Genomic DNA, 24,658 nt, shown 5'->3' on the forward strand with positions numbered 1-24,658 from the left:
CGGCCCCGTTATTGTTGTCCAGCGCCCGCGGCGCTCAGCTCTGACGCACCACCATCGCCTGCTCCGGCGCCGGGAAGCCGCCGGCGGCCAGGGTCTCGCGAATCACGCGGTTGCTGTCGAAATACACCTGCCAGTAATCCTGCGGCTTGCAATAAGGCCGCACCGCCAACACCGGTCCCAAGGGCGTGAACTCCAGCAGGCCGATGTCCGGCGCCGGGCTGGCCAGCACATTGGGCACCTTGGCCACCGTCTCCCGCAGCAAGCTCATCGCCGCGGCGTGATCGGCGCTGGCGGCCAACTGGGCTTTCAAATCCACCCGCCGCTGTTCGTTGACGCTGAAGTTCTGGATGGTGTCGGAGAAGATCTTGTTATTGCCGATCAGGGTCAGCACCCCGTCCGGCGTGTCCACCGCGGTGGCGAACAAGCCGATATGCTTGACCGTGCCGATCACGCCGGCCACGCCCACCAGATCGCCCACTTTGAACGGCCGCAACACCACCAGGAAGATGCCGGCGGCGAAATTGGCCAGCAGTCCGCTCCAGGCCATGCCCACCGCCACGCCGGCGGCGGCGATCACCGCGGCGAAGGTGGTGGTCTGCACCCCGAAGAAACCGAGGATGCCGATCACCAGCACAATGGTCAGCGTCACGTCCAGGAAGGACTTCACGTACTGGCGGATGGTGTGGTCCAGCGACTTGCTGGCCAGCTTGGCGTCCAGCAGCCGGGTGGCGAAATTGATCAGCCAGCGGCCCACCAGCCACAGCAAGATGGCCGACAAGATATTGAGGCCGATCTTCACCGCCAGATCGGTCCAGTGAGTCCAGTTAATGGCATCCATTTGTAAATTCCCCTTTTGAACGGTTTTGCAACATGTTTAAAGATAGGAGTTTGCCACAGAAATACCAAATGAATTTTAAATGCGAAACCGCCTCGTCGTTTTTTAGCGCCGGTTCAAAGTCCCGCGAGCCGACGCGCGGCGGGCCCTGCGCCGCCTCTCAAGCGTCGGACAAGGCGCGGCAGGTCTCCCCGATGCCGCCCAGAATGCGCAGGTCGAAAGCGTGGTCCATGCGCGTGGGCGTGTAATTGATCAAGGCGGTGGCCACGCCGGCCTGCGCCGCCTCCAGCGGGATCAGATTGACCGGCGACACCTCCAACGACGAGCCCATCACCAGCAGCAGGTCCGCCTGCAAGGCGGCGTCGAAGGCCAGCTCGATCAAGGGCACCGCCTCCCCGTACAGCACCACGTCGGGCTTGAGCACGTCGTGACACAGCCGGCAGACCGGCAGCGGGTGATGCAGCACGTAGTCCAGCGCGTGAGTGGTGTCGCAGCTGGGGCAGCTGGCGGTCAGCAAGCTGCCGTGCAATTCCAACACCTGGCCGCTGCCGGCGCGCGCGTGCAGGCCGTCTATGTTCTGAGTCAGCACTGTCACCCGCTTGCCCTGCTGCTCCAATTCCGCCAGAAACTGGTGGCCGGCGTTGGGCCGGTAATCGCCAATCAACTTGATGCGGAAGATCTCGCGAAACGCCTGCCAGAACGCCTCCGGATCGCGACGAAAATAATCGATGGACACCACTTCGGCCAGGCTCATGCTGCGCGACCACAGGCCGTTGGCGGAGCGGAAATCCGGGATGCCGGATTCGGTGCTCATGCCGGCGCCGGTCAGCGCCACAATGGTTTCCGCCTGCTCCAGCATCTGGCGCAGGCGGTGGACTTGCTCGGACATCTATGCATTCCAGCTATTGATTGAATCCACTATAGAAGCTGGCCGCGTCATGCACTCGCGTACCGTGGCCTCAGCTTAGCCGTTTTCATGCCATACGCTCAGCCGGCCGTTGGCACAGGGTATTTGACGGCGTTCTTGGCCATTTTGTCGCGTACCGCCGCGTCCAGGTCCACTCCCGTCACCATCGCCAGCCGCGTCAGGTAGAGCAGCACATCGGCGATTTCCTCCTGCAGATGGGTGAAGCGCGCCGGATCGTCGCGCAGCGCGGCGGCTTCCTCGTCGCTCAGCCATTGGAAGATTTCCGCCAGTTCGCCCACCTCGCCCACCAGCGCCAGCATCAGGCCGCGCGGCGTGTGGTAGCGGTTCCAGTCGCGTTCATCGGCAAAACGCTGCAATGCGGCGGTGAGTTTTTCAGTAGCAATCAGGGCTTCGGTCATCGTTCAATCCGGGTTTCACATGGAACATCAGGCGCTTGCCGCCTCAGAGCCTGTTCAAAAGCTCGCGAGCGAGACAGGGCGTTGCGGCTGAGAAAGCAGAGTGTACATACGGTACATGAGTATTTCGAAGTTGTACTCAACCGTGCCACGTCTCAGCAGACTTTGAACAGGTTCTTAAACCTTTCTCTTATTCCGCCAATTCCAGGCTCACCGAACCGTCGCCATGCTCCGCCGCCAGGCGGAACTGCGGCTGGCGCGCCAGATAGCGCAACGCGCCGGCGCCGGTGTCAAAGCGCATAGCGACGCCGGCCACCGGCAGGATGCGCCAGGCCGGCTTGGCCGCCGGGTCCACCACCTTGCGCTCGGCCAGATAGGCGGCCACTGCCGCGCGGTTTTCGTCCGGAGAATCCACCACCACGCGGCTGGCGTCTATGCCGGGGAAGTGGCCGCCGCCGGAGGCACGGTAGTTGTTGGTAGCCACCAGGAAACCGGCGTTCTCGTCTATCGGCTTGCCCTGATAGCTCAGCTTGACGATGCGATGGCTGTCCGGCGCCGCCAGCTTGCCGTCGGCGTCGTAGCGCGCCGGCCGGCTGACGTCGATCTCATAGCTGACGCCGGCGATGCTGTCGAAGTTGTAAGAGCGGAATTCCGGGTTCAGCAGCGGCTGGGTCTTGGGGCCCTTGGGATCGATGCGCAGGAACTGCCCGGCCGACATCTCCAGCCACTCGCGCACTTCGCGGCCGCTGACCTTCACCGCCTTCAGCGTATTGGGATAGATGTAGAGATCGGCCAGATTGCGGATCGCCAGCGGACCGGCCGGGATTTCGGTGTAGTAATTCCAGCCCTGGCGGCCGCCGGCCTTGAACGGCGCGGCGGCGGACAGCACCGGCAAGCCTTCGTACTCGGTGCCCTTGATCGCGTTCTTCACATACCAGGCCTGGGCCTCGGCCACGATCTGCACCGAGGGGTCGTCCGCCGCCTGGGCGAAGTAGCTGTAAATCGGCGCGCGGGTTTCCGCCACCTTGCCGCGCACATAGTCCAGCGTCCGGCGGTGTTCGGCGGCGATCAGCTCGGCCACCTTAGGCTCGGCGGCCGCCAGCGATCGCTTGGCCTGCTTGTCGTAGACGGCGCGCAGGCCGGCCTGTTTGCCGCTGACTTTCCAGCCGCCGTCGCCCCGCTCCAGCACCAGGTCCACCACGCCGATATGATCGCCCCAGCGTCCCGGCATCACCGCCGGCACGCCGTTGATGGTGCCGGCGGCCAGGTCCACCTTGGGATAGCCGGCGAAGGCGGAAGACGGGAATTCCGCGTGGGCGTGGCCAAACAAGATGGCGTCGATGCCGGCCACCTCGGCCAGGCCGGCCACCGAGTTCTCGGCGAAGCGCGCGCTCTCGCCTTTTTCGAAACCGGAATGCGGCACCGCAATCACGATGTCGGCGCCCTTCTGCTTGAGTTCGGGCAGATAAAGGCGCGCGGTGTCGACGATGTCCCTCACCTCCACCTTGCCCTGCAGATTGGCCTTGTCCCACTGCATGATCTGCGGCGGCACAAAGCCGATCACGCCGATGTTCAGCGTCTGCGGCTGGCCGTCCTCGTCCTTGAACTCCCGCTTGAGCAACACATAGGGCTGGAAATACGGCCGGCCGGTCTTGGCGTCCACCACATTGGCGTTGACATAGGGAAAGGCCGCCGTCTTCAGTGCCTGACCCAGAAAGGGCAAGCCGTAATTGAACTCGTGGTTGCCGATATTGCCGGCGTCGTAACCCAGCCAGTTGAGCACTTTGTAGGCGGGATGAACCTCGCCGGCGCGCAGCGGCTGAACCTTGGCCACCAGATCGCCCAGCGGATTGCCTTGCAACAGATCGCCGTTGTCTATCAGCAGGCTGTTGCGCGCCTCTTGCCGCGCCGCGCGGATCAGCGTCGCCGCGCGCGCCAGGCCGAAGTCCTGCGTCGGCTTGTCCTGGTAGTAATCGTAATCCAGCAGGTTCATGTGCACGTCGGAGGTTTCCAGCACCCGCAGCTTCAGCGGGGCGGCCCAAGCGTTCACGGCCATCGCGGCCAACAGGGAGGTGAGGAGGAGAGGCGCAAGTTTCACGGGACAGCCTTTTTCTGGTTTTATCGCGCCCGCATTATACGCCCGCCGTCGGCCGCTCCAGATAGAAAGCGCCCCAGGCGCACATCGCGTCTATCACCGGCCGCAGCGTGCCGCCCAGCTCGGTCAGCCGGTAATCCACCCGCGGCGGCACTTCAGCGTAAACCGTGCGCGCGATCAGGCCGTCGCGCTCCAGTTCGCGCAGTTGCTCGGTCAACACTTTCTGCGACACCCCGCCCAGCAAGCGGCGCAGTTCGCCGGTGCGCCGGCTGTCCTCGGACAAATGGCAGAGGATCGCGCATTTCCATTTGCCGCCCACCAGCCGCACGGTGGCGTCGATGGGGAAATTCAGTTCGCTCATGCGGGCACAGTTACCTCTTGGTGCTTATGAAACAAAAAAGTGCATACTTATCAACAACTTGATCCGTTGTTAGCATGCCCTCTCCCATTTTACAGGAAGCGCCATGAAAACCCTGATCATCGTTGCCCACCCCGATCTGGAACAATCCCGAATCAACCGCCGCTGGATGGCCGCGTTATGCCGGCACCCGGAGCGCTACACCGTGCACTCGCTCTATCAGGCCTACCCGGACGGCAAGATCGACGTGGCGCGCGAACAGGCGCTGCTGAACCGCCACCAACGCATCGTGCTGCAATTCCCGCTGTACTGGTTCAGTTCGCCGCCTCTGTTGAAAACCTGGCAGGACCAGGTGCTGGACGAGGGCTTCGCCATCGGCGCATGGCCGGAAGACTGGCGCATGCGGGACAAGCGCATCAGCGTGGCGGTGTCCACCGGCATACGCGAGCGGGACTTCGCGCCCGACGGCCGCTATCTGTACCGGATGGAGGAAGTGCTGCGGCCGTTCGAGCTGACCTGCCGCTACCTCCGCGCCGAATGGCTGCCCGGCTTCACGCTGCACGGCGCCGAGCACGATCTGAGCGACGCCGAGATCGAGGCCAGCGCGGACGCGTATCTGCGGCACCTGCAGGCCGAGGCGGTATAAATCCACTCGCCATGAAAAATGCCCGGCCGAAGCCGGGCATGATCTTGTCTGGAACGGAGAACGTATTCCTGTTCCAGTTGGAATTATTCCAGCAAGCCTTCCGCCTTCAAGGCCTGCTGCACAAAGGGCAGCGCCGCCACGCGTTTCTGGAAATCGATCAGCGCCGGGAAATCGCCCAGCGAGCGCTGGACGAACTGCGCCCAGTTCAGGCAGGTGAACAGATAGGCGTCGGCCACGCTGAAACGTTCGCCCAGCAGATAGGGCGTTTTCGCCAGCTGCTGTTCCGCCAGTCCCAGGCGGCGGGTCAGCTTGTCCCAGGCCTGCTGCTTGAGTTCGTCGCTATTGGGATAGAACAGCGGCGAGAAGCCCTTGTGCACCTCGGTGGAGATATAGTTCAGCCACTCTTGCAGCCGGTAGCGCTCCAGCGTGCCGTTGGCCGGCGCCAACTGCTTGGCCGGCACCTGATCCGCCAGGTATTGCACGATGGCCACGCCCTCGGCCAGCAGTTCGCCGTTGTCCAGCTGCAAGGCCGGCACATAGCCGCGCGGATTGATGGTGGAGAAGTCCACCCCGCCCTCGGTCAAATGCGGCTGAACCTTGAGATTGACCTTCTCGGTGTCGAAGGGCAGGCCGCTGGCGAACAACACGATATGCGGGGACAGCGAGCAGGCGCCGGGGGAAAAATACAGTTTCATCGCTTTTCTCCAGTTCAGAATGTCTCGGGACAAAACGCAGGATTGCGGAAAACCCGGACAGCCTGAGCCAAATCGATGACAGTTGCAACCCTGCCGCCGATAGGGCCGCAGCCTCGGCGGCTCAGCCCAGCAAGGAAACGATCCAGCCTGGATGGATGTTCCAGCCGGCAAAGCCCGCCAGCCAGAAAAACACGCCCAGCGCGCCAAAAGCCCAGGCGCACAAGAGCGGGATGAAATTGGCGGCCAGCGCCGCCACCGCGGCGCAGGCGACGGCGATGGACAGGCCGGCGTCGCTGACGTCGAACAGCTCATGGCGAGCGTTCAACTCCTCGAAGCCCCGCTCCTTGGCCTTGGCTTTCTGCTGCAAAGCCTGCGCCTCCGCCGCATAGCGGGCGATATCGCCTTGAATCGCCGCTTGCTCCGGCCGCAAGGCCGCCGCCGCCGCCGGATTGGCCAGCGCCAGCAAACGCGCCTGGCGCAGGCTGCTTTCCGCCAGATGCTGTTTGATCTTCTTGGATTGGTATTCGGACCAGCCGTCCACGGCGTCCGCCTTCAAGAGCTGGCGCGCCTGCACGATATTGTCGTCCTTCAGCTTGCCCAGTCCCATGAACACCGACAGCAGCACCACGGTCAGCGCCACCAGGCTGTTCAAGTACTTCTTCTCCGCTTCCACGCTGATTTCCAGTTCCATCTCACGCTCCCGGCTGACGATAGGGGGTTCCCATCGCCATAACGCAATACAGCGTCAAACCGTGGACAGGGACAATGGATCGTCAGGACGATTTTTTGGAAAACAGCCGCGGACGGGAGTCCGTTCCGGAACCGGCGGCCGCCTGCGGCCGGGTCTTCAGCGCCACGAACAAGTCTTCCACCTGCTGGCGCGCCCACGGGGTGCGGCGCAAGAAGGCCAGGCTGGATTTGACGCTGGGATCGTGATTGAAGCAGCGGATCTGGATGCGCCGGCCCAGCTCCGGCCAGCCGTAGTGGCCGACCAGCTGGTTCAGCATCTGTTCCAGCGTGACGCCGTGGGTGGGGTTCTTGGCTTGCGATGCGTTCATGATCATGTTTTCTGGCTTGGGCGGCCGCAGTGTACCTTGCGCCCGCCGCGCCGCAAAGCCACCCTCACGCGGCCGGCTTGGGCTTGCGTTGCCGCGGCGCGCGCTGGGGCGCGGGCTTGACGGGCGCTGGGGCCGCGGCGGGAGCGGCGTGCCGCTGCGCCAAGCCCATCGCCAGCGCCAGCCGGCCCAGCCGCTGTTGTTTTTCGCCGCTGATGGGCCCGGCCGCCTGCAACAACAGGATGGCCAATTCCAACGAGAACTGGCGCTGCTCCTCAGTGGGCAGCAAATGCTCCAGCGTCGCCAGCGCGCGTTTCTCGTCGTTGCGCACCAGCCAGGTTTGCCGCCGCACCGCCTGCTTGAACTGCTCCAGCGTCAAATCCTCGCCCAGCGCGGTTTCCTGCATCACCCGGCGGATGGCGTTGAACGGCCTCACGTCCACCACGCCGTTGCCGATGGCGACATAGATCAGCAGCCGCAAAAAGCCGTCCACCGGCCCGCCCTCGGCGTAATGGGCCTCCAACTCCTGGCGCTTGAGCCGCAGCATCTCGCTGCGCTCCCAGCTGCCGTCCGCCTTGCGCACTCCGTATTCGCGCTGCGGCTTCAAGCCGGTCAGCGCCGCGCTCCACGGCGATTCGAACAGGCTACGGAAACTCAGTTCCTGCCAGGCGTCGCGGCCGTCGCGCCAGCCGTCCAGCGCGGTCTCCATCAAGCGCGCGTAGCTTTGCTGCCATTGCCAGAAGGGATTGTCCTCCGCCGCCGGCCGCCGCTCGTCGCGCACTTGCTCCGCCCATTGCCTCAGCCCGGCCAGCCAGGGGTTGCGGCTGGAGAACCAGCGCCGCTCCAGGCGCGACGGATGCATTTCGCGCCACCAGCGCGCGGTGTGCTCATTGCCGTACAAACGCAGCCAGGGCGAGACGAAGGTGTCGTACAACTGCTGGTTGACCTCGCCCACCCGACGCACCACTTCGAAGGCGGCCTCGCCCTGGCGGCCGTCGCCCAAGGCCAGGATGTCGTCGATGTCGCGCGGCTCGAAGCGGATCACATAGCGCCCTTGCAGATATTCCAGCCCGGCCATTTCCGGGTGGGTATCGGTGATGATGGCCTCGTACAGGCCGGGCGGCAGCACGTCGATCAGGTCCAGCGCGCTGGCCAGTTCGCTGTGCTCCTTGTTGGCCACGCCGGCGGACACGAAAATGCCCAGATGGCCCACCTGCTCGTGCAGGCAATAGACGATGGTCTGCTCATTGACGCGGATGTCCTCCACGCTGTGGTACAGATCCGCGATCCAGAACAAGGCCTGTTGCGGCGGCGTGATATTGTCGCCCCAGGAGGCGAACACCACGATGGGCGAACGGATATTGCGCAAATCCACCGCCTGCCGCCCCTGCTCCAGCGTCACCTCGCCGTGGCTCAGCCGGTTGCCGACGAACAGGTTCTGCACAATCCACTCCATTTCCGCCTTGTTCAGCAGATAGTGGCCGCCCCACCAGCGTTCAAACTCCAGAAAGCGTTCGCGCTCGCTGTCCACCTTGGCGTACAGGGTGTAAGGTTTTTTCCAGTAGGTGTTGGCCGGGTCCAGCTGCTCGAAATTGCTGACCAGGTGGGCGCCGTCGAACTGGCCGTGGCCCAGGTCTCCGGCCAGGGAGGCCATCCAGGTGCCGCCGTAGAGGCCGCCGGAATAACGCATCGGATTCTTGCCGGCCACGCCGGCCCAGTAGGACAAGGGCGAACCGGCCAGCAGAATGGGGCCCACCAGTTCCGGCGCGGTGGCCGCCAGCATCGCCAAGGCCCAGCCGCCCTGGCAATTGCCGATGACGAAGGGCTTGCCGGAACTGTGCGGATGCAGTTGATTGACCTTTTGCAGAAAGATCTTCTCAGCCCGCCACACGCATTCAATCGTCTGCTTGGGCTCCGGCACCGGGAAGAACATCACGAAATAACAAGGATGGCCTTGGCGCAGCGCGATGCCGATCTCGCTGTCCATCTTGAAACCGCCTATGCCGGGCCCGTGGCCGGCGCGCGGGTCTATCACCACGAAGGGCCGTTTGGCCGGGTCCGGTTTCGGGCAGCCGTCCGGCGGACGGATGGCCGACAAGGCGTAATTGACCGGCTGTTCCAGTTCGCGGCCGTCGACGATGATGTCGTAGTCGAACACCAGCACCGGCGGGTGGCCGGAGGCGGCGTGCTCCAGATAGGTGTCGCCGCGCTGGCGCAAAATATCGCAATACAGCACGGAACGCTGCCAGGCATCGATCCAATATTCCACCAAGGCGCCGTTCAAACCGCCCGCGCCCAGCGCGGAGAACCAAGGAAATGAAGAGTCAGGCAGGCTCATGCGAAAACGCTCCGGCGACGATAAGGGAATGCCGCAATTCACTCTAGTTCAAATCCCCGCGCCGGTCGGGAAAAAGCCCGTAGGCAAAACGCTTGCGGACGGGCTTTACATTTGGTAACAATTGACCCCGGCCAACTCATACTTAATTGACAGTCGCCATCCAGAATAATGGAGTGATCCTGCCGATGCCGTCCGCCCGCGTCGCAGCCATCAATGGAATGGCCCGCCTATGAAACCGCAGATACCCTTTATACTCGCCAGCCTCGTCGCCGGCGCCGCTCTGGCCGCGCCGCCGGAGCCCGCATGCCCGCCGATGGGCAACTTCGCCGGCCGGTCGTGGAAGATAGACCCGGCCAAGCGCGACGCCTTCATCGCCCAGCACCAGAAAGCGCTGCACGACAAGCTCAAGATACAGCCGGCGCAGGAAGCCGCCTGGCTGGCCTTCGCCAACGCCACCCGCCCCGGCCCGCCGCCGCCTTGCGAAAACGCGTCCACCGCGCCCGAGCGCATGGAGCAGCGCGTGCTGATGGCGCAGCGCCACCTGCTGAACCTGCAAAAGCGGCTGGAAGCGCTCAAATCCTTCTACGGCCAGCTCACGCCCGAGCAGCAAAAAATCATGGACCAGGACAGCCCGCCGCTGATGGGCGGCCGAGGCCAGGGGCCGATGCGCAAACTGCAGGCCGGCCAAGGCAATGAGCCCCACAACTAAGAAGCGGTTCAAAGCCTCGCGAGCAAGATCGGGGCAAGACCTTGCGGCTGAGAAAGCGGAAGGCGCCCACGGCAGATGGGCCGGTCGCGTCTCACCAAGCGCAGCAGACTTTGAACAGACTCTAAGCATCGCTTAATCGCCTCGCCGGCAGGACAGAACCTTAAGCAGCCGGCCCCCGACGACATCTCTCCGCGCATTGTTGCAAACTGCTAAGCCGGCCGGCCCGGTTAACACTCGATAACAAGCCCCGCCCTAGCCGCAACACTTGCCAGACATCCGTGGTCAATACTGGCGGCATGATCAACCTCGGTAGGAGTCTTCAATCATGACCAAGCTGTTCAAGCCCATGCTGATCGCCACGCTACTGGCCGCCGGCGTTGCCGGTTCCGCGCTGGCCGCCGGCGAGGCCCCGACGCAAAGCCCGATGCCGATGATGGAAAAAGGCCGCCACATGGACCCGGCCCAGCGCGAAGCCATGGCCGCGCGCCATCTGCAAGGGCTGCACGATCAACTGAAGCTGCAGGCGAACCAGGAAGCCGCCTGGAAAACCTTCGCCGCCTCGATGAAGCCGGGCGAACGGACGATGCCGCCCAAGCCCCAGACCGGCGACACCGCGCCGCAGCGCATGGAGCGCATGCTGGACATGATGAAACAACATCAGGACGCGATGCAGAAGCGCCTGGACGCGCTGAAAACCTTCTACGCCCAACTGACGCCGGAGCAACAGAAGGTGATGGACCAATGGCACGGCCAGATGGGCCGCCGCATGAGTCCGATGGCCAAGCCGCAACCCAAGTAAGCGCCGCGCGCCGGCCCAAAAAAACGGCAGCCTCAGGCTGCCGTTTTTAGCGTGTTGACTCCGCGCCCATCATTCAAGCGCGTCCAAACCACTTGTCGCCGAAGTTGACCAACAACACCCCGCCCACCACCAGCGCCGCGCCCAGCAGCCGAGGCGCGTTCACCTCGCGCAGCGGCATCGCCAGCCAGCCGAAACGGTCGAACATCAGGGATACGCACACCTGGCCGGCGATCACCAGGGACAGCATGGCCGCCACGCCCAGCCGCGGCGCCAGCAAGGTGGTGCCGAACACGAACATCGCCCCCATCGCGCCGCCCAGCAACATCCACCACTCTACCCGGCCCAACTGCGCCAGATCCTGCCATTTCTGACCGGTGGCGACGGCCAGGCCGGCCAGACACAGGCTGCCCACGGAGAACGACACCAGCGCCGCCAGCAGCGTGCTATTGCCCAGCACGCCCTTGAGCTGGTTGTTGATGGCGGCCTGCAGCGGCACCACGACGCCGATGAGGAAAGCGAATAAAGGATAAATGGGGTTCATGACGATCCAGTCGAATCAACGGAGAGTTTCACGTGAAACAGCGTTCACGCCGCGGTGTTGCGATGGAAGGCGATCTTCTGCGGATTGCGGGTATACGCGCAAAAGCCCGGCTTGGGGCCCACCTTGGGATGGTTGCGGCAAGTATTGGGCCGCCGCTCGTAGATAGTGCACAAACGGGTCTTCTGATCCAGGTGCATGCAATCGCCGTTGGCGCGCCGCGCCAGCGTGAACAGCTCGCGCTTGAAATTGAAATGCTGGATCAGCCGCTGCTTTTCCAGGCGCTTGGCGATGTTCTTGATCGGCTCTTCCAACTCGAACTCGTCCACCACGCCCATGCGCACCAGATCGGGCAGCCGCACTTCCACCGGCATGGAACAGCAGCTGCCCATGCAGTCCTCGCATAAACCGTTCTTGTATTTGACCCAGGTGTCCAGGCGCTCGATGTCGGCCACGTTTGATTCCCCGTGCTGCCGGCGTGGCCGGCGATCGTTTATTAAAGGATTGTTCCAAATAGGAAAAAAGGAAAGAGGCGCATTTTACGCGCCTCCCCGCCGCCGCCGCAATCGGCTCGCCGGCCGTTTCAGGCCGGCAATCCAGCGCTCAAGACTGCGGACGCTGCTTGAAGAAGGTCAGGGGCGCGGTGTAGGGCACCTCGCTCGGCGGCGGCGCCTTCAGGATGTGCTTTTTCATCTTGCCCATCACATGCATCTCGCAGGGCCGGCATTCGAACTTCAGCGTATAGGTCTCGTTGCCGGACTTCAGCGTCATCGGATCGGCGCGCACCTGGCCCATCACGCCCTTCACGCCCTTGGCCTGCTTCGGACACAGATTGAAGGAGAAGCGCAGACAGTGCTTGGTGATCATCAGGCTGACCTCGCCCTCTTCCTCGTGCGCTTCGTAGGCGGCGTCGATGAGCTCCACCCCGTGCTTGCGGTAGAACTGCCAGGCCAGGTTGTTGTAGACATTGGCCAGATAGCTCAGCGTCTTTTCCGGATACGGCGCCGGCGGCTCCAGCGCCGCCTTGCGCGGCTGGCGCGGCCAGGCCTGCAAGCGCGCGGCCTCCAGCCGGGCGATGGCGTCGCGGCGCAGCGCGTTGATCGCCGAAGCCGGCGCGAACCACGACTGAGAGAGTTGCAGCGTTACATCGTGGGCAACGAACATGGTGTTGCCCAGCTTGCCCAGATTGTCGCGCAGGCCGGCCAGCGCCTTGTCGGCGTCCTTGGCCGGCTCCAGCGCCAGCGGGCTACAGGCGGAGGCGCTGACGCCGTCCTCGTCGGTAACGCTCAGTTCCAGGCCTTCGGCGTTTTCGCTCAGCGTCATCCACACGCCCACCTTGCGTTCGGCGGACTTCTTCAGCAGCGCCAGTTCCCAGGCGTGGTCGCGGTTGCGGCTGATGTCCACGCCCGGCTTGAGACCGGCCAGCACCGAAACGTCGTTGGGAAACACCCGCCACAACAGCTCGCCGTCCGCGGTCTTGCCCACTTGCTGCACGGTATTGGCCTGCACGCCCACCACTTCGCGCTTCTTCATGAAGTTGATGCCGTCGCCGTTGCTCATGGTTTCGCCGGTGGCGATCTCCAGCCAGTCCGGGCCCACCTTGCTGACCACGCCCAGGCCGACGCCGACGAATTTGGGCGAATCGAAGGCGCCGATGTCGATCTTGCGGCCGGTGGCGAAGTAATCGGTGCCGCCGCGGTGGAAGGTCTTGTCCGGGTCCGGCGCGAAGAAGATCTCGCTGTCGCCGCTGGAGGCGCGCGCCAGCTCCGGCCGCCGCTCGATGATCTCGTCCAGCAGCAGCCGGTAATGGGCGGTGATGTTCTTCACATAGGACACGTCCTTGTAGCGGCCCTCGATCTTCAAGGAACGCACACCGGCGTCCAGCAAGGCCTCCAGGTTGGCGCTCTGGTTGTTGTCCTTCATCGACAGCAAATGCTTGTCGAAAGCCACCACGCCGCCGTCCTTGTCGGTCAGCGTGTACGGCAGCCTACAGGCTTGCGAACAGTCGCCGCGGTTGGCGCTGCGGCCGTTGTCGGCGTGGCTGATATAGCACTGGCCGGAGAAGGCCACGCAAAGCGCGCCGTGGATGAAGTATTCGATGGTGGCGTCTTCGCCCACCGCGTCCGCCGCCTTGCGGATTTGCGGAATGGTCAGCTCGCGGGCCAGCACCACTTGGGAGAAGCCGGCGTCGGACAGGAAACGCGCTTTTTCCGGCGTGCGGATGTCGCATTGGGTGGACGCGTGCAGCTGGATAGGCGGCAGGTCCAGTTCCAGGATGCCCATATCCTGGATGATCAGCGCGTCCACGCCGGCGTCGTACAACTGCCAGATCAGCTTGCGCGCCGGCTCCAGCTCGGCGTCGTGCAAGATGGTGTTGAGCGTGGCGAAGATGCGCGCGTGGTAGCGGTGGGCGAACGCGGTCAGGCCGGCGATGTCCTCCACGCTATTACAGGCGTTGTGGCGCGCGCCGAAGCTGGGCCCGCCGATGTACACCGCATCGGCGCCGTGCAAGATGGCCTCGCGGCCGATTTCGGCGGTCTTGGCGGGCGATAGCAACTCGATCTGGTGCGACAACAGGCTCATGGCGTTTCCTGACATTTAGTATAGGTGGCCGCGTCGGGCGATGGCGGCCGCAAAGGGGCGGAATTATAACGGAATCATGGAGTTATAGGTAGAATTTTGCAGCAGCGGCTTTTAAGTTAAACCCCCAGGTTCACGGCCTTGCCATGCCGCCGTCACATGCCGCGACTACACCTCCAAATAGTCAAAATCGGTTTTATGCATGTAAAAACCAATTCGGAGAGCGTCATGTTCAACCGCCTGACCATCGCCCAGCGCCTAAGCGCGCTCGTCGCGGCCCTGCTGGCCATCACCATCCTGATCAGCCTGTTTGGCCAACATGCGCAAAAAGGCATACTCGACGACTTCGCCACCACCTACAACGACCGGGTGGTCTGCCTGAAGCAGCTGAAAACCGTGGCCGACAGCTACGCGGTGGGCATTGTGGACGGCGCGCACAAGCTGCATGCCGGCGCCATCGACGCCGCCGGTTTTCTAGGCGGCATCGACGCCGCGCAGGCGGCGCTGAAAAAACAATGGGGCGATTACCGCGCCACCTATCTGACCGCCGAGGAAAAAACCCTGGCCGACCAGGCCGAGGCGGCGATGCGCCAGGCCGACGCCAGCGTGGCGCGGCTCAAAAGCCTGGCCCAGTCCGGGGACCGCGCCGCGATGCAGCTCTTCCTGGACAAGGAAATGTACCCGGCCATCGATCCCATCGCCAACCGCATCGCCGCGCTGATCGACTTGCAGCTGCGGGTGGCGGCGGAAGAGTTCGCCAAGGCGCAGGAACGCGCCGCCGCCAGCCGCGCCGTCGCCATCGCGCTCTTGATCTGCGGCGTGGCGCTGGGCGCCGTGCTGTCGCTGATCATCATCCGCTCGCTGATGGCCGAGCTGGGCGGCGAGCCGCGCGACGTGGTGGCGCTGACCGAACGCATCGCCAACGGCGACCTCAGCCAAAGACTGCAGGTCAAGGCGGGCGATCAGCACAGCGTGATCGCCTCCATGGCGCGGATGCAGAGCGGGCTGATCCGCATGGTGCGCTCCATGCAGCAGATCATCAGCCAGCTGAGCGCCAACGCCACCGAGCTGGCGGCGGCGGCGGAGCAGGTGGCCGCCAGCGCGGAGGAACAGACTCGCGCCGCCTCGTCGATGTCGGCGTCGGTGGAACAGTTGTCGGTCAGCATCTGCTCGGTGGACGACAACACCACGGACGTGGCCACCGAATCCGTCTCCACCGGCGAACTGGCCACCCGCGGCGAATCCATCATCGACCAGACCCTGCACACCATAGAATCGGTGGCCGACATGGCGCGCGCCTCGCAAGACCAGGCCGACCTGATGAGCAGCCGCTCGCAGCAGATCGCCAACGTGATCCAGGTGATACGCGACGTGGCGGACCAGACCAATCTGCTGGCGCTGAACGCCGCCATCGAGGCCGCGCGCGCCGGCGAACAGGGCCGCGGCTTCGCCGTGGTGGCCGACGAAGTGCGCAAACTGTCCGAGCGCACCGCCCAATCCACCTCCGAAATCGGCGCCAGCATCCGCGAAATGCTGGATAGCAGCGCCCACGTGGTGCAGAACATCCACCACACCGTGGACCATATGGAAGTGGGGCTGCAACAGGCCAGCGACGCGCGCGCCGCCATCACCGGCATCAACGACAAGGTGGCCAGGGTCAAGCAATCGCTGAGCGCGATCTCGGTGTCCCTGCACGAGCAGCAGGCCGCCGGCACCGGCATCGCCGCCAATGTGGAGAAAGTGGCGCAGATGTCCGAGGAAACCAGCGCCGCCGCCAGCCAGACCGCGGACTCCGCCAGCCAGATGGAACAGATGTCGCACGAGCTGCAATCCAGCATCAACTACTTCACCCTGCCTCAGGCCGGTCAAAGCCAGGGCGGCGAAACGCCGCTGCAGACCGGCCATTCGCTGGCGGCCGCCGGCTGAAGCGCCGCTTACCTCCTCTCCGCACTTGGCCTGGCGCTTGCCAGGCTTTTTTTTAGTCTGGCAATGGCCGGTGGCCTATGGATCAGCCGGAGCCGGACTTGGCCTCAAGGTCATGCTGCATAGCAGCAATGTCGACAAGCGAACATTCTCCGCGCCCACACACGCTATCGCGACTGAAAACGCATAGCCTCCACAGGCAATCATTCGTTGGCGCTCCAAATTTCGTTCGTAAAAACAAAAAGCAGATGCCTTTCATTCGCATTCAGCGTCCATCTGACGTCAAAGAACGGCTACTTCCAGCAAACCAATGTGCATGGCAGCATTGCAACAATATGACGAATTATTTTGCAATACCAATGAGATACCAATTGAGAACCAGTAAAAGACCAGATAGTTTTAGCGCAGGACATCCGCCAGAGGTGTCGCCACGTGATTGGAGTGACTGAAATGCCTAAGCCGACCAAGCTTGCCCTACTGCTGTTGACCGCCCTGCCCTGTGTCGTCATGGCGGCGGAAGACTCGATTCCGACCAACGACACCTCGCCCACCCAGGGCGCGCCGTCCACCTTCGAACCGGTGGACGTCTACGACTTGATCACCAAGTCCGAAACCACCGTCAGCGCCATCTATTACGGCCGCAACCGCCAGGCGGACTGGCCGGCCCCGCCCAATGGCAAGAACCGCGACGACATCACCGTCAACGCGCTCAACCTGGGCCTGAACTTCCGCTCCGGCTACGCCTGGAACAAGCTGGGCTTCGACGCCGCCGCTCACGCCGCCATCCGCCTGGACAGCGGCAAGGGCTGGTCGGAAGTGCTGAATCACGACGTCAACGACAGCTCCCAGCCCGGCGGCGTGGACAAGAGCGCCGCGGTCTTGAGCCAGGCGGCGCTGAAATTCCGCCAGCACGAGGACGGCCAGGGCTTCTCCGCCCGCGCCGGCTACACCCCGATAGGCATCGGCACCCTGGGCACCTCCGGCGGCCTGCAATCCCACGCCTACCGCGGCGTGGAAATGAAATACAAGTTCGGCGACTTCGAAGTGGGCTACGGCTGGGCCGACCAGTTCCGCAACGAATGGGACACCCGCTTCCGCGACATGAGCAACTCCTGGGAACAGGGCCGCAGCAACGGCAGCGCCGCCAAGCGCGTCGACTACGTCAACAGCCTGGGCTTCCGCTACGCGCCCAAGAACGGCTTCGTCGACGTCGGCGTAGGCGAAGGCAAGGACTACCGCCGCAACGCCCAGATCGCCGGCTCCTACTCCTGGCAGCTCAACGGCGACGACAAGCTGACCGCCACCGGCTACTACTTCACCGGCAAGTACCAGACCCAGCTCTCCGGCATCCAGAACCCCAAGAACGAATACCACGCCAGCGGCAGCGTCAGCTACGCCACCAACGGCTGGACGCTGATGGGCGGCCTGGGCTACACCAAGGCCCCGGACTCCGGCGAACTGAACTTCCGCATGACGCCGTGGGGCAATAGCGACAACCGCAACTTCATCCAGACCTGGGGCCAGCTGGACGACTTCGTCTGGGACGGCACCACCGTCTACAAGCTGGGCGTCAACTACGACCTGGCCAAGGTGGGCGTGCCCGGCCTGACCGTGGGCCTGTCCGGCAACTACGCCACCGGAATGAAAAACCCGGGCAAGGCCGACACCAAGGCGCACGAGGTGGACTTCAGCATCGGCTACAGCGTGCAAAGCGGCATGTTCAAGGGCGCCAGCATCGGCGTCTACCCGGCCTGGCTGCGCACCGACGGCTTCTACGGCAAATCCGACCGCAACGACGTCAAGGTGATCGCTTCCTACAGCAAGACCTTCTGATCCGCGCGGCCGGCCGGGGCCCTTCCTCCCCCGTCCGGCCGCCGGCTCACTGGCATTGAACTGGTCTCGCTTTCATTGACACCACTTCAATGCCACAATGCGGAAAAACGCCAATCAAATGGCATAACAACACAGCAAGTCCGCCGTCAGACTGGCCGCCCGCCAGCGCCGGCCCCCAAGGAGAAACCATCATGAAACTCAACGCCTTCGCTCGCGCCGCCCTGCTCATCGCCGGCTGCGCCGTCGCCCTGCCGGCGCTGGCCGCCGACAAACCGGTGCTGGAAGTGTGGACCATGAGCCTGTCGCCCAAATTCGACGGCTACTTCAAGGATCTGGTCGGCAAATACAACGCCCAGAACCCCAATGTCGAAATCAAATGGACCGATTACCCCTGGGACGTGATCCAGTCCAAGTTCACCGCCGCCGTCGGCGCCGGCAAACCGCCGGCCCTGGTCAACCTGAACGTGCCCTGGGCTTACGACTACAAGCAAAGCGGCCTGCTGCAGCCGCTGGACGGCGTAATCAACAAGGGCCAGTACGTGGACGGCGCGATCAAGGACGTGACCTTCGACGGCAAGGTCTACGCCTTCCCGCACTACAACGGCGCCAACGTCATCGCCTACAACGCCGAACTGTTCAAGAAAGCCGGCCTCAACCCGGCCAAGCCGCCCAAATCGCTGGACGAGCAGCTGGCTTACGCCAAAACCATCAAGGCCAAGACCGGCGTCGCCGGCTTCGCGCCGGCGCTGGGCCCCACCAAGATCGAAGGCTTTCTGATCCAGAACGGCCTGCCCCTGCTCAAGGACGGCAAACCGGTGTTCAACAGCCCGGCCCACGTGGCCATGCTGAAAAAACTGGGCGACGCCTACAAGTCCGGCGCGCTGCTGAAGGACAATCTGTTCGCCCAGGACAACTTCCAGGTGTCCATCGCCGCCTACAACAGCGGCCGCATGGCCATGCTGGTCACCACCCCGGCCTCGCTGACCCGGGTGCGCGACGAAGCGCCCAAGCTCTACCAGTCCACCCAGGTGGCTCCGGCGCCCATCGGCCCCACCGGCATCGCCGCCGGCGGCTGGATGTTCAACTTCGGCGTGGCGCGCAACGTCAACAAGGCGCTGCTGCCGGAAATAGGCAAGTTCGGCAACTACCTGACCAACGCCGACAACCAGCTCGCCTTCGCCAAACTGGCCGGCACCCTGCCCACCGCGCGCAAGGCGGCGCAGGACCCCTACTTCCAGAAAGTGGCCAATGACGCCGGCGCGGCGGAAAAAGCCGTAGGCGTGGCCGCCGCCAGTCTGGACAAGACCCGCACCATCTACCTGGCCGGCGTCAAGGATCCGGACGTGCTGTCCGCCCGCCTGGCCGCCGCGGTGGAAAAAGCCGTCACCGGCCGCCAGGACCCCAAGGCCGCGCTGGACGAGGCGGCGGCGTTCTGGAGCGGCAAGCTCTGAGAACGTGTTTACGATCTCGCGAGCGAAGACGAGACAAGGCGTTGCGGCTGAGAAAGCGGAATGTACAAGTGCTACATCAGCATTTCGAAGCGGTACTCACCGTGTGACGTCTCACGACGCGCAGCAGATCGTAAACAGGTTCTGATACGCGCTTGAACGCGGCGGCGTCCCAGACCCCGCCGCCCCGCAACCCGCAGGCCGACGCCGCATCCCGGCGCCGGCCTGCCGCTACGTCACAAGGTTCTGCCCATGCGCACCAAGACCACGCTGCAAGCCTATCTGTTCCTGGCCCCGGCGCTGCTGCTGATGCTGGCTTTCTCCTTCTGGCCGGTGGGCTTCGGCAGCTTCATCGCCTTCACCCAGTACAATCTGATCGACAGTCCGCGCTGGGTGGGCCTGGACAATTTCCGCGATTTGTTCGGAGACGAACTGTTCCTGGCCTCGCTGAAAAACTCCGCCGTCTACCTGCTGGTGGTGCCGGTGATCCAGATCGTCGCCATGCTGCTGGCGGTGCTGGTCAACAACCAGCTGCCGGCGATCAAGTGGTTCCGCGCCGCCTACTACCTGCCCGTGGTCACCTCGGTATCGGTGATCGGCATCATCTGGAACTTCATGTACACCGAGGACGGCGTGCTCAACGCCGCGCTGCACTGGCTGCGGGTGATCAACGAACCGGTGGGCTGGCTCAACGACGACCGCATCGCGCTGTTCGCGGTGATGTTCATCACCGTCTGGCGCGGCCTGGGCTGGTATATGGTGCTCTACCTGGCCGGCCTGCAAGCGGTGCCGGCCGACATCTACGAAGCCGCGCAGCTGGACGGCGCCAACGCCTGGCAGCGCTTCTGGCGCATCACCGTGCCCCTGCTGGCGCCCACCATCCTGCTGTGCTCGGTGATGTCGGTGCTGGCCGCGGTCAAGGCCTTCGAAGAAGTGCAGATCATGACCAAGGGCGGACCGATGCAATCCACCTACACCGCGCTGTTCTACGCCTACGAGTTCGGCATCAAATCGCTGAACTTCGGCCGCGCGCTGGCCGCCAGCCTGGTGATGTCGGTGTTCTGCGTGGCGCTGGCCTGGTTGAACTTCCGCTATCTGCAGCCGCGCGACGCTTAAGGAAACGCCATGCACAACACCGCCACCCTCGCCGCGCCCGCCGCCCGCCGCCACAGCGCCCGGCTGAGCAAGCTGGCCGGCCGCGGCCTGCACTATCTGGTGCTGAGCCTGATCGCCGTCGTCACCGTCTATCCGTTCTGGTGGACGCTGGTCACCGCGCTGTCCACCGAGGGCGACGTGTTCGCCTTCCCGCCGCCCTTGCTGCCCAGCGCCCCCGGCCTGGACAACTTCAAGGAGGCGGTGTCCAGCATCGATCTGCTGGCCTTCTACAAGAACTCCGTCGTCATCGCGCTGGCCACCGTGGCCGGCACCCTGCTGGTCAGCGCGCTGGCCGCCTACCCGCTGGCGCGGATGCGTTTTCCCGGCCGCAAGCTGGTGTTCGGCGCCATCCTCGCCACCATGATCCTGCCCAGCGAAGTCAATTTCCTGGTCAACTTCATCACCGTATCCAAGCTGCAGCTCACCGACAGCTACAGCGGCGTGGTGCTGCCCACGCTGGCGGGCGCGGTGGGCATCTTCCTGATGAAGCAGGCCTTCGAAGCCGTGCCGCAGGATCTGATCGACGCCGCCCGCGTCGACGGCGCCGGCGACTGGCAAATCTTCTGGAAAATCATGCTGCCGCTGTCGCGCCCGGCCTTGGCGGCGCTGACCATACTCACCATGGTGTCGGCGTGGAACCAATACATCTGGCCGTCCATCGTGATGTCCAGCCCGGACAAATTCCCGCTGTCGGTGGGCGTGCTCTACCTGTCCGGCGCCTTCAGCTTCAAGACCCGAGTGGTGGCCGCCGGCGCGGTGCTGACCGTGCTGCCCATCCTGCTGGTCTTCCTGTTCACCCAGCGCTATTTCCTGCGCGGATTCGATGGAGCCGTCAAATGAGCGATACCCTGCAACAACTGGCCGGCCAGGCGCTGATGGTGGACGTGGCCGGCCCGCGCCTGGGCGATGAGGAAGCCGCCTTCCTGCAACAGCTGGGCGCGCGCGCCATCTGCCTGTTCCGCCGCAATGTGCCGGACGAGGCCAGCATCCGCCGGCTGATCGCCGATCTGCAATGCGCGCTGGGCGAGGACATCCTGATCGGCATGGATCAGGAAGGCGGCGCGGTGATGCGCACCCTGTTCCTGCCGGCGGCGCCGTCGGCGATGGCGCTGGGCGCGGTGGACGACGCCGAACTGGCCGAGAAAGTGGGCGCCGCGGTGGCGCGCGGCCTGGCCAGCCTGGGCGTGAACTGGAACTTCGCCCCGGTGCTGGACCTCAACAACAACCCGGCCAATCCGGTGATCTCGGAACGCTCCTTCGGCGAGGACCCGCTCAAGGCGACGCGGCTGGCGCGCGCCTGGATCAACGGCCATCTGTCCGAAGGCGTGGCCTGCTGCGTCAAGCACTTCCCCGGCCACGGCGACACCCATACCGACTCCCACCTGGACCTGCCGGTGGTGGACAAGCCCAAGGCCGAGCTGCGCGATTACGAACTGTCGCCGTTCGCCGCGCTGGCCGACCTCGCCCCCGGCATGATGAGCGCCCACATCCGCTTTCCCACGCTGGACGCGGACTGGCCGGCCACGCTGTCGCCGGCCATCTTGCAGCAACTGCTGCGCGAGCAGCTGGGCTACCAGGGCGTGGTGATCACCGACGGCATGAATATGAAGGCCATCCGCGAACGCTGGGGCCAGGCCCAGGGCAGCGCGCAGGCGCTGGCCGCCGGCGCCGACCTCAGCCTGGTGCTGCAATTCCCGGACGAAATGGAGGAGAGCAAGCAGGCCTTGATAGCCGCCGTCGCCGCCGGCCGGCTGAGCGAGGCGCGGCTGCAAGAAGCGGCCGCGCGCGTGGACGCGCTGATCCGGCGCTACCCCAGCCGTCAGCGCGATTACGACGCGGCGCAGCGCGCCGCCGACGCCGACTTGTTCGCCGACGCCTGGCGCCGCGCGTTGACCGCCCACGGCCAGCCGCAACGGCCGCCGGCCGGCGCCACGCTGCGCCTGGTGGTGCAGGACCAGGCGCCGTCCGACGGCGTGTCCGAGGCCGGCCTGTCCGCCGACGCGCTGATCGCTCGGCTGATCGCCCAGCTGTCGCGCCGCTTCAGCCTGGAAGTGATCCGCTACCAGCGGCGCGAGGAACTGGACTGGCGCCGGCTGCCTCAGGACGGCCGCTACACCGTGGTCGCCTCCACCACCCGCGAACGCTACGGCGCGCGCGAGCGCGCCGAATGGCGGCCGGACCTGCACCTGGCCTTGTGGAACCCCTACGCCGCCGCCGATCTCGACGCGCCGGCGCTGATCAGCTACGGTTTCGCCGACGCGGCGCTGGACGCCGTCGCCCAATGGCTGGCCGGCGAGATAGACGCCGCGGGCGCGCTGCCGGCGCGCCTGCACTAAAAGGATTCGATATGGCCCACCTCAAGCTCAGCAATATTAAAAAAGTCTACGACGACGGCAACGCGGTCATCCACGGCGTCGACCTCGCCGTCCGCGACGGCGAATTCATGGTCTTCGTCGGCCCGTCCGGCTGCGGCAAATCCACGATGATGCGCATGATCGCCGGCCTGGAAGACATCAGCGCCGGCGAACTGTGGATAGGCGGCCAGCTCGCCAACGACATCCAGCCGTCCAAGCGCGGCGTGGCCATGGTGTTCCAGAGCTACGCGCTCTATCCGCACATGACGGTGCGGGAAAACATGGCCTTCGGCCTCAAGCTGGCCGGCAAAAGCAAGCAGGAAATCGCCGCCGCCGTGCACCGCGCGGCGCTGACCCTGCAGATCGAACACCTGCTGGACCGCAAACCCAAGGCGCTGTCCGGCGGCCAGCGCCAGCGCGTGGCCATAGGCCGCGCCATCGTGCGCAAGCCGGAGGTGTTCCTGTTCGACGAGCCGCTGTCCAATCTGGACGCCGCGCTCAGGGTGCAGATGCGCATCGAACTGGCGCGTCTGCACAAGGAACTGGGCAGCACCATGATTTACGTCACCCACGACCAGGTGGAAGCGATGACCATGGGCGACCGCATCGCCGTGTTCAACGCCGGCCGCATCGAACAGGTGGGCACGCCGCTGGAGCTCTACCAGCGCCCGGCCAACCGCTTCGTCGCCGGCTTCATCGGCTCGCCCAAGATGAACTTCCTGCCGGCGGCCATCGCCGCGGACGGCCCGGCCGGCCTGGCGCTGGAACTGCCCGGCGGCCACCGGCTGAGCCTGCCCTTCCAGGGCCGCGCCGGCGACGCCGCCACCCTGGGCGTACGCGCCGAACACCTGCGCTTCGCCGACGCCGGCGTGCCGGCGACGGTGCAGTTGGTCGAACACCTGGGCGATGTGCAGATCGTCTACGTCCAGGCCGACGGCGTGGCCGAGCCCATCGCGGTCAAGCTGGGCGGCCAGGACGCCGCCCCGCCGGCCGGCAGCGCCTGCCGCCTGGCGCTGGACGCCGAGCACTGTCATCTGTTCGACGCTCGGGACCAGGCCTTGTCCAGGCTGGCGGCGCAAGCGCAGGCCCAGACCGAGACGGTCTGAACAACGGCAGCGCATACGCAAAAAGGACGCGATCGCGTCCTTTTTCATTTATCCACAGAAAACCTTATCCTGCCGTTTTATCCACAAGCCGCCATCGCCGCGCGACGATGCTCGGCTAAAAGCAGGCCTGCGCCACTTACCCACAAGCCGGCGTCTTCACGCCGCTTTATCCACAGCGGCCAGTTCAAAGCTCGCCCGCGCCGCGTCCAGTTCGAAACGCAGCAGCCTTCCGGCATGCGGCCGCAGTTGCTCGGCCAGCCAGTCCATGCCCGCCGCGCCGGAAGGAAACCCCTGATCCGGGCGCTCGCTGACGAAGACCACGTCGCGGCTGCCGGCGTCCAGCTTGAACAGGTCCGACTCCAACCAGTTCAGACAGCGGCACACCACCCGCCGCTCGCCATTCAGCCACACCGCCTCGCCCGGCTGCGGCGTTTCCGCCTGATCCCGTCCCAGCGGCAGGAAGGACTCGTCGCCCGCCGCCAGATCCAATTGCAATACGCCGCCCAGCTTGGCGATGTCCTCGCCGCCAAACGGGCTCAGGCTCGACAAGGACGCCTGATTGTACAAGTCCACCAGCGGCAGAATGCTGCGCAGCTTGTCCTTTTGCGCCGCCTTGACCAGGTATTCCAGCGAACAGCGCGCCTTCTTGTCGCCGGGCAAGTCCTTGTACAACTGCTTCCAGGCTTGCAGCAACGCATCCAGATCGCGCTCCGGCTCCGGCAGCGTCGGCAAGCGCGCGGGCAAGGCGGCGGCGTCTATCTCCAGCGCGATCAGGCCGCTGACCTGGATCTGCGGCAGACGGGACAATAAGGTGGGGCTCAGGGCAATCTGCATCTCGGACTTTCCACGGTTGAATCCGCCTCAGCAT

Annotated in this window: 23 protein-coding genes; 10 read left to right on the forward strand and 13 right to left on the reverse strand. The window is 64.7% G+C overall.

The window, feature by feature from the left end; genetic code table 11:
• Window positions 1-34 precede the first annotated feature (34 nt).
• The 5 genes from AB1Z25_RS22115 to AB1Z25_RS22135 form a co-directional block, all read right to left on the reverse strand.
• Entirely contained in the window at window positions 35-838 is an 804-nt protein-coding gene (locus AB1Z25_RS22115; RefSeq protein WP_107801311.1) for a mechanosensitive ion channel family protein, read from the reverse strand.
• 157 nt (window positions 839-995) lie between these two features.
• A complete protein-coding gene (locus AB1Z25_RS22120) occupies window positions 996-1,724 on the reverse strand; it encodes an NAD-dependent protein deacylase (RefSeq protein WP_486636176.1) in 729 nt (242 codons plus the stop codon).
• A 98-nt stretch (window positions 1,725-1,822) separates the two neighbouring features.
• Complete coding sequence (locus AB1Z25_RS22125) at window positions 1,823-2,161, reverse strand: nucleotide pyrophosphohydrolase (protein WP_107801313.1); 339 nt, start codon at window positions 2,159-2,161, stop codon at window positions 1,823-1,825.
• Between the two features lie 187 nt (window positions 2,162-2,348).
• Complete coding sequence (locus AB1Z25_RS22130; RefSeq protein WP_486636177.1) at window positions 2,349-4,256, reverse strand: bifunctional 2',3'-cyclic-nucleotide 2'-phosphodiesterase/3'-nucleotidase; 1,908 nt, start codon at window positions 4,254-4,256, stop codon at window positions 2,349-2,351.
• 34 nt (window positions 4,257-4,290) lie between these two features.
• Entirely contained in the window at window positions 4,291-4,614 is a 324-nt protein-coding gene (locus tag AB1Z25_RS22135; protein ID WP_486636178.1) for a winged helix-turn-helix transcriptional regulator, read from the reverse strand.
• 103 nt (window positions 4,615-4,717) lie between these two features.
• Here AB1Z25_RS22135 and AB1Z25_RS22140 point away from each other — a divergent pair, with 103 nt between their 5' ends.
• Complete coding sequence (locus AB1Z25_RS22140) at window positions 4,718-5,257, forward strand: NAD(P)H-dependent oxidoreductase (RefSeq protein ID WP_486636179.1); 540 nt, start codon at window positions 4,718-4,720, stop codon at window positions 5,255-5,257.
• A gap of 83 nt (window positions 5,258-5,340) precedes the next feature.
• Here AB1Z25_RS22140 and gstA read toward each other — a convergent pair whose 3' ends face one another.
• The 4 genes from gstA to AB1Z25_RS22160 all read right to left on the reverse strand — a co-directional run bounded on the left by gstA (window position 5,341) and on the right by AB1Z25_RS22160 (window position 9,345).
• Window positions 5,341-5,952, reverse strand: a complete 612-nt coding sequence (gstA, locus tag AB1Z25_RS22145) for a glutathione transferase GstA (RefSeq protein ID WP_107801317.1) — start codon at window positions 5,950-5,952, stop codon at window positions 5,341-5,343.
• 121 nt (window positions 5,953-6,073) lie between these two features.
• A complete protein-coding gene (locus AB1Z25_RS22150) occupies window positions 6,074-6,643 on the reverse strand; it encodes a DUF4337 domain-containing protein (RefSeq protein ID WP_253314749.1) in 570 nt (189 codons plus the stop codon).
• Between the two features lie 82 nt (window positions 6,644-6,725).
• Window positions 6,726-7,010, reverse strand: coding sequence for a VF530 family protein (locus AB1Z25_RS22155; protein ID WP_107801319.1), 285 nt, complete (start codon window positions 7,008-7,010; stop codon window positions 6,726-6,728).
• A 64-nt stretch (window positions 7,011-7,074) separates the two neighbouring features.
• Window positions 7,075-9,345: a TerB family tellurite resistance protein gene (locus AB1Z25_RS22160; protein WP_227105877.1), complete on the reverse strand. Its 2,271-nt coding sequence runs from the start codon at window positions 9,343-9,345 to the stop codon at window positions 7,075-7,077.
• Window positions 9,346-9,574: 229 nt separating this feature from the next.
• On the opposite strand from AB1Z25_RS22160, the gene AB1Z25_RS22165 reads away from it, so the two are divergent.
• Both AB1Z25_RS22165 and AB1Z25_RS22170 read left to right on the forward strand, forming a co-directional pair.
• A complete protein-coding gene (locus AB1Z25_RS22165) occupies window positions 9,575-10,054 on the forward strand; it encodes a Spy/CpxP family protein refolding chaperone (protein ID WP_486636180.1) in 480 nt (159 codons plus the stop codon).
• A gap of 325 nt (window positions 10,055-10,379) precedes the next feature.
• Window positions 10,380-10,853, forward strand: a complete 474-nt coding sequence (locus AB1Z25_RS22170; protein WP_486636181.1) for a Spy/CpxP family protein refolding chaperone — start codon at window positions 10,380-10,382, stop codon at window positions 10,851-10,853.
• 73 nt (window positions 10,854-10,926) lie between these two features.
• Here AB1Z25_RS22170 and AB1Z25_RS22175 read toward each other — a convergent pair whose 3' ends face one another.
• The 3 genes from AB1Z25_RS22175 to AB1Z25_RS22185 all read right to left on the reverse strand — a co-directional run bounded on the left by AB1Z25_RS22175 (window position 10,927) and on the right by AB1Z25_RS22185 (window position 13,974).
• Window positions 10,927-11,394 (reverse strand): DMT family transporter, encoded by a 468-nt coding sequence (locus AB1Z25_RS22175; RefSeq protein ID WP_107801322.1) that lies wholly within the window; start codon window positions 11,392-11,394, stop codon window positions 10,927-10,929.
• Between the two features lie 44 nt (window positions 11,395-11,438).
• Window positions 11,439-11,846 (reverse strand): YkgJ family cysteine cluster protein, encoded by a 408-nt coding sequence (locus AB1Z25_RS22180; RefSeq protein WP_235085579.1) that lies wholly within the window; start codon window positions 11,844-11,846, stop codon window positions 11,439-11,441.
• Window positions 11,847-11,994: 148 nt separating this feature from the next.
• Window positions 11,995-13,974: a peptidase U32 family protein gene (locus AB1Z25_RS22185; RefSeq protein WP_486636182.1), complete on the reverse strand. Its 1,980-nt coding sequence runs from the start codon at window positions 13,972-13,974 to the stop codon at window positions 11,995-11,997.
• 225 nt (window positions 13,975-14,199) lie between these two features.
• Here AB1Z25_RS22185 and AB1Z25_RS22190 point away from each other — a divergent pair, with 225 nt between their 5' ends.
• The 7 genes from AB1Z25_RS22190 to AB1Z25_RS22220 all read left to right on the forward strand — a co-directional run bounded on the left by AB1Z25_RS22190 (window position 14,200) and on the right by AB1Z25_RS22220 (window position 23,790).
• Window positions 14,200-15,897, forward strand: coding sequence for a methyl-accepting chemotaxis protein (locus AB1Z25_RS22190; protein ID WP_486636183.1), 1,698 nt, complete (start codon window positions 14,200-14,202; stop codon window positions 15,895-15,897).
• A gap of 447 nt (window positions 15,898-16,344) precedes the next feature.
• Entirely contained in the window at window positions 16,345-17,727 is a 1,383-nt protein-coding gene (locus tag AB1Z25_RS22195; protein WP_107801326.1) for an OprD family outer membrane porin, read from the forward strand.
• A 191-nt stretch (window positions 17,728-17,918) separates the two neighbouring features.
• The gene (locus AB1Z25_RS22200) at window positions 17,919-19,178 is read left to right on the forward strand and encodes an ABC transporter substrate-binding protein (protein WP_227105885.1); all 1,260 of its coding nucleotides are present in this window, start codon (window positions 17,919-17,921) and stop codon (window positions 19,176-19,178) included.
• A gap of 249 nt (window positions 19,179-19,427) precedes the next feature.
• Window positions 19,428-20,291, forward strand: a complete 864-nt coding sequence (locus AB1Z25_RS22205; RefSeq protein WP_107801328.1) for a carbohydrate ABC transporter permease — start codon at window positions 19,428-19,430, stop codon at window positions 20,289-20,291.
• Between the two features lie 9 nt (window positions 20,292-20,300).
• A complete protein-coding gene (locus AB1Z25_RS22210; protein ID WP_107801329.1) occupies window positions 20,301-21,170 on the forward strand; it encodes a carbohydrate ABC transporter permease in 870 nt (289 codons plus the stop codon).
• Window positions 21,167-22,666 carry a beta-N-acetylhexosaminidase gene (nagZ, locus tag AB1Z25_RS22215; RefSeq protein WP_486636184.1) on the forward strand — a complete coding sequence of 500 codons (1,500 nt, stop codon included), beginning with the start codon at window positions 21,167-21,169 and terminating at the stop codon, window positions 22,664-22,666. Before AB1Z25_RS22210 ends, nagZ begins: the two co-directional genes overlap by 4 nt.
• Before the next feature lie 11 nt (window positions 22,667-22,677).
• Window positions 22,678-23,790: an ABC transporter ATP-binding protein gene (locus tag AB1Z25_RS22220; protein ID WP_253314755.1), complete on the forward strand. Its 1,113-nt coding sequence runs from the start codon at window positions 22,678-22,680 to the stop codon at window positions 23,788-23,790.
• 156 nt (window positions 23,791-23,946) lie between these two features.
• Here the strand turns inward: AB1Z25_RS22220 and AB1Z25_RS22225 are convergent, their stop codons facing one another.
• A complete protein-coding gene (locus tag AB1Z25_RS22225) occupies window positions 23,947-24,624 on the reverse strand; it encodes a B3/B4 domain-containing protein (protein ID WP_486636185.1) in 678 nt (225 codons plus the stop codon).
• Window positions 24,625-24,658: the final 34 nt, after the last annotated feature.

This window comes from Chromobacterium sp. HL1, assembly GCF_057418835.1.

Excerpts from the sequence above, each read along its gene's own strand:
- AB1Z25_RS22115 (WP_107801311.1), bottom strand. The coding sequence starts at position 838 with ATGGATGCCATTAACTGGACTCACTGGACCGATCTGGCGGTGAAGATC.
- AB1Z25_RS22120 (WP_486636176.1), bottom strand. The coding sequence starts at position 1,724 with ATGTCCGAGCAAGTCCACCGCCTGCGCCAGATGCTGGAGCAGGCGGAA.
- AB1Z25_RS22125 (WP_107801313.1), bottom strand. The coding sequence starts at position 2,161 with ATGACCGAAGCCCTGATTGCTACTGAAAAACTCACCGCCGCATTGCAG.
- AB1Z25_RS22135 (WP_486636178.1), bottom strand. The coding sequence starts at position 4,614 with ATGAGCGAACTGAATTTCCCCATCGACGCCACCGTGCGGCTGGTGGGC.
- AB1Z25_RS22140 (WP_486636179.1), top strand. The coding sequence starts at position 4,718 with ATGAAAACCCTGATCATCGTTGCCCACCCCGATCTGGAACAATCCCGA.
- gstA (WP_107801317.1), bottom strand. The coding sequence starts at position 5,952 with ATGAAACTGTATTTTTCCCCCGGCGCCTGCTCGCTGTCCCCGCATATC.
- AB1Z25_RS22150 (WP_253314749.1), bottom strand. The coding sequence starts at position 6,643 with ATGGAACTGGAAATCAGCGTGGAAGCGGAGAAGAAGTACTTGAACAGC.
- AB1Z25_RS22155 (WP_107801319.1), bottom strand. The coding sequence starts at position 7,010 with ATGAACGCATCGCAAGCCAAGAACCCCACCCACGGCGTCACGCTGGAA.
- AB1Z25_RS22160 (WP_227105877.1), bottom strand. The coding sequence starts at position 9,345 with ATGAGCCTGCCTGACTCTTCATTTCCTTGGTTCTCCGCGCTGGGCGCG.
- AB1Z25_RS22165 (WP_486636180.1), top strand. The coding sequence starts at position 9,575 with ATGAAACCGCAGATACCCTTTATACTCGCCAGCCTCGTCGCCGGCGCC.
- AB1Z25_RS22170 (WP_486636181.1), top strand. The coding sequence starts at position 10,380 with ATGACCAAGCTGTTCAAGCCCATGCTGATCGCCACGCTACTGGCCGCC.
- AB1Z25_RS22175 (WP_107801322.1), bottom strand. The coding sequence starts at position 11,394 with ATGAACCCCATTTATCCTTTATTCGCTTTCCTCATCGGCGTCGTGGTG.
- AB1Z25_RS22185 (WP_486636182.1), bottom strand. The coding sequence starts at position 13,974 with ATGAGCCTGTTGTCGCACCAGATCGAGTTGCTATCGCCCGCCAAGACC.
- AB1Z25_RS22190 (WP_486636183.1), top strand. The coding sequence starts at position 14,200 with ATGTTCAACCGCCTGACCATCGCCCAGCGCCTAAGCGCGCTCGTCGCG.
- AB1Z25_RS22195 (WP_107801326.1), top strand. The coding sequence starts at position 16,345 with ATGCCTAAGCCGACCAAGCTTGCCCTACTGCTGTTGACCGCCCTGCCC.
- AB1Z25_RS22200 (WP_227105885.1), top strand. The coding sequence starts at position 17,919 with ATGAAACTCAACGCCTTCGCTCGCGCCGCCCTGCTCATCGCCGGCTGC.
- AB1Z25_RS22205 (WP_107801328.1), top strand. The coding sequence starts at position 19,428 with ATGCGCACCAAGACCACGCTGCAAGCCTATCTGTTCCTGGCCCCGGCG.
- AB1Z25_RS22210 (WP_107801329.1), top strand. The coding sequence starts at position 20,301 with ATGCACAACACCGCCACCCTCGCCGCGCCCGCCGCCCGCCGCCACAGC.
- nagZ (WP_486636184.1), top strand. The coding sequence starts at position 21,167 with ATGAGCGATACCCTGCAACAACTGGCCGGCCAGGCGCTGATGGTGGAC.
- AB1Z25_RS22220 (WP_253314755.1), top strand. The coding sequence starts at position 22,678 with ATGGCCCACCTCAAGCTCAGCAATATTAAAAAAGTCTACGACGACGGC.
- AB1Z25_RS22225 (WP_486636185.1), bottom strand. The coding sequence starts at position 24,624 with ATGCAGATTGCCCTGAGCCCCACCTTATTGTCCCGTCTGCCGCAGATC.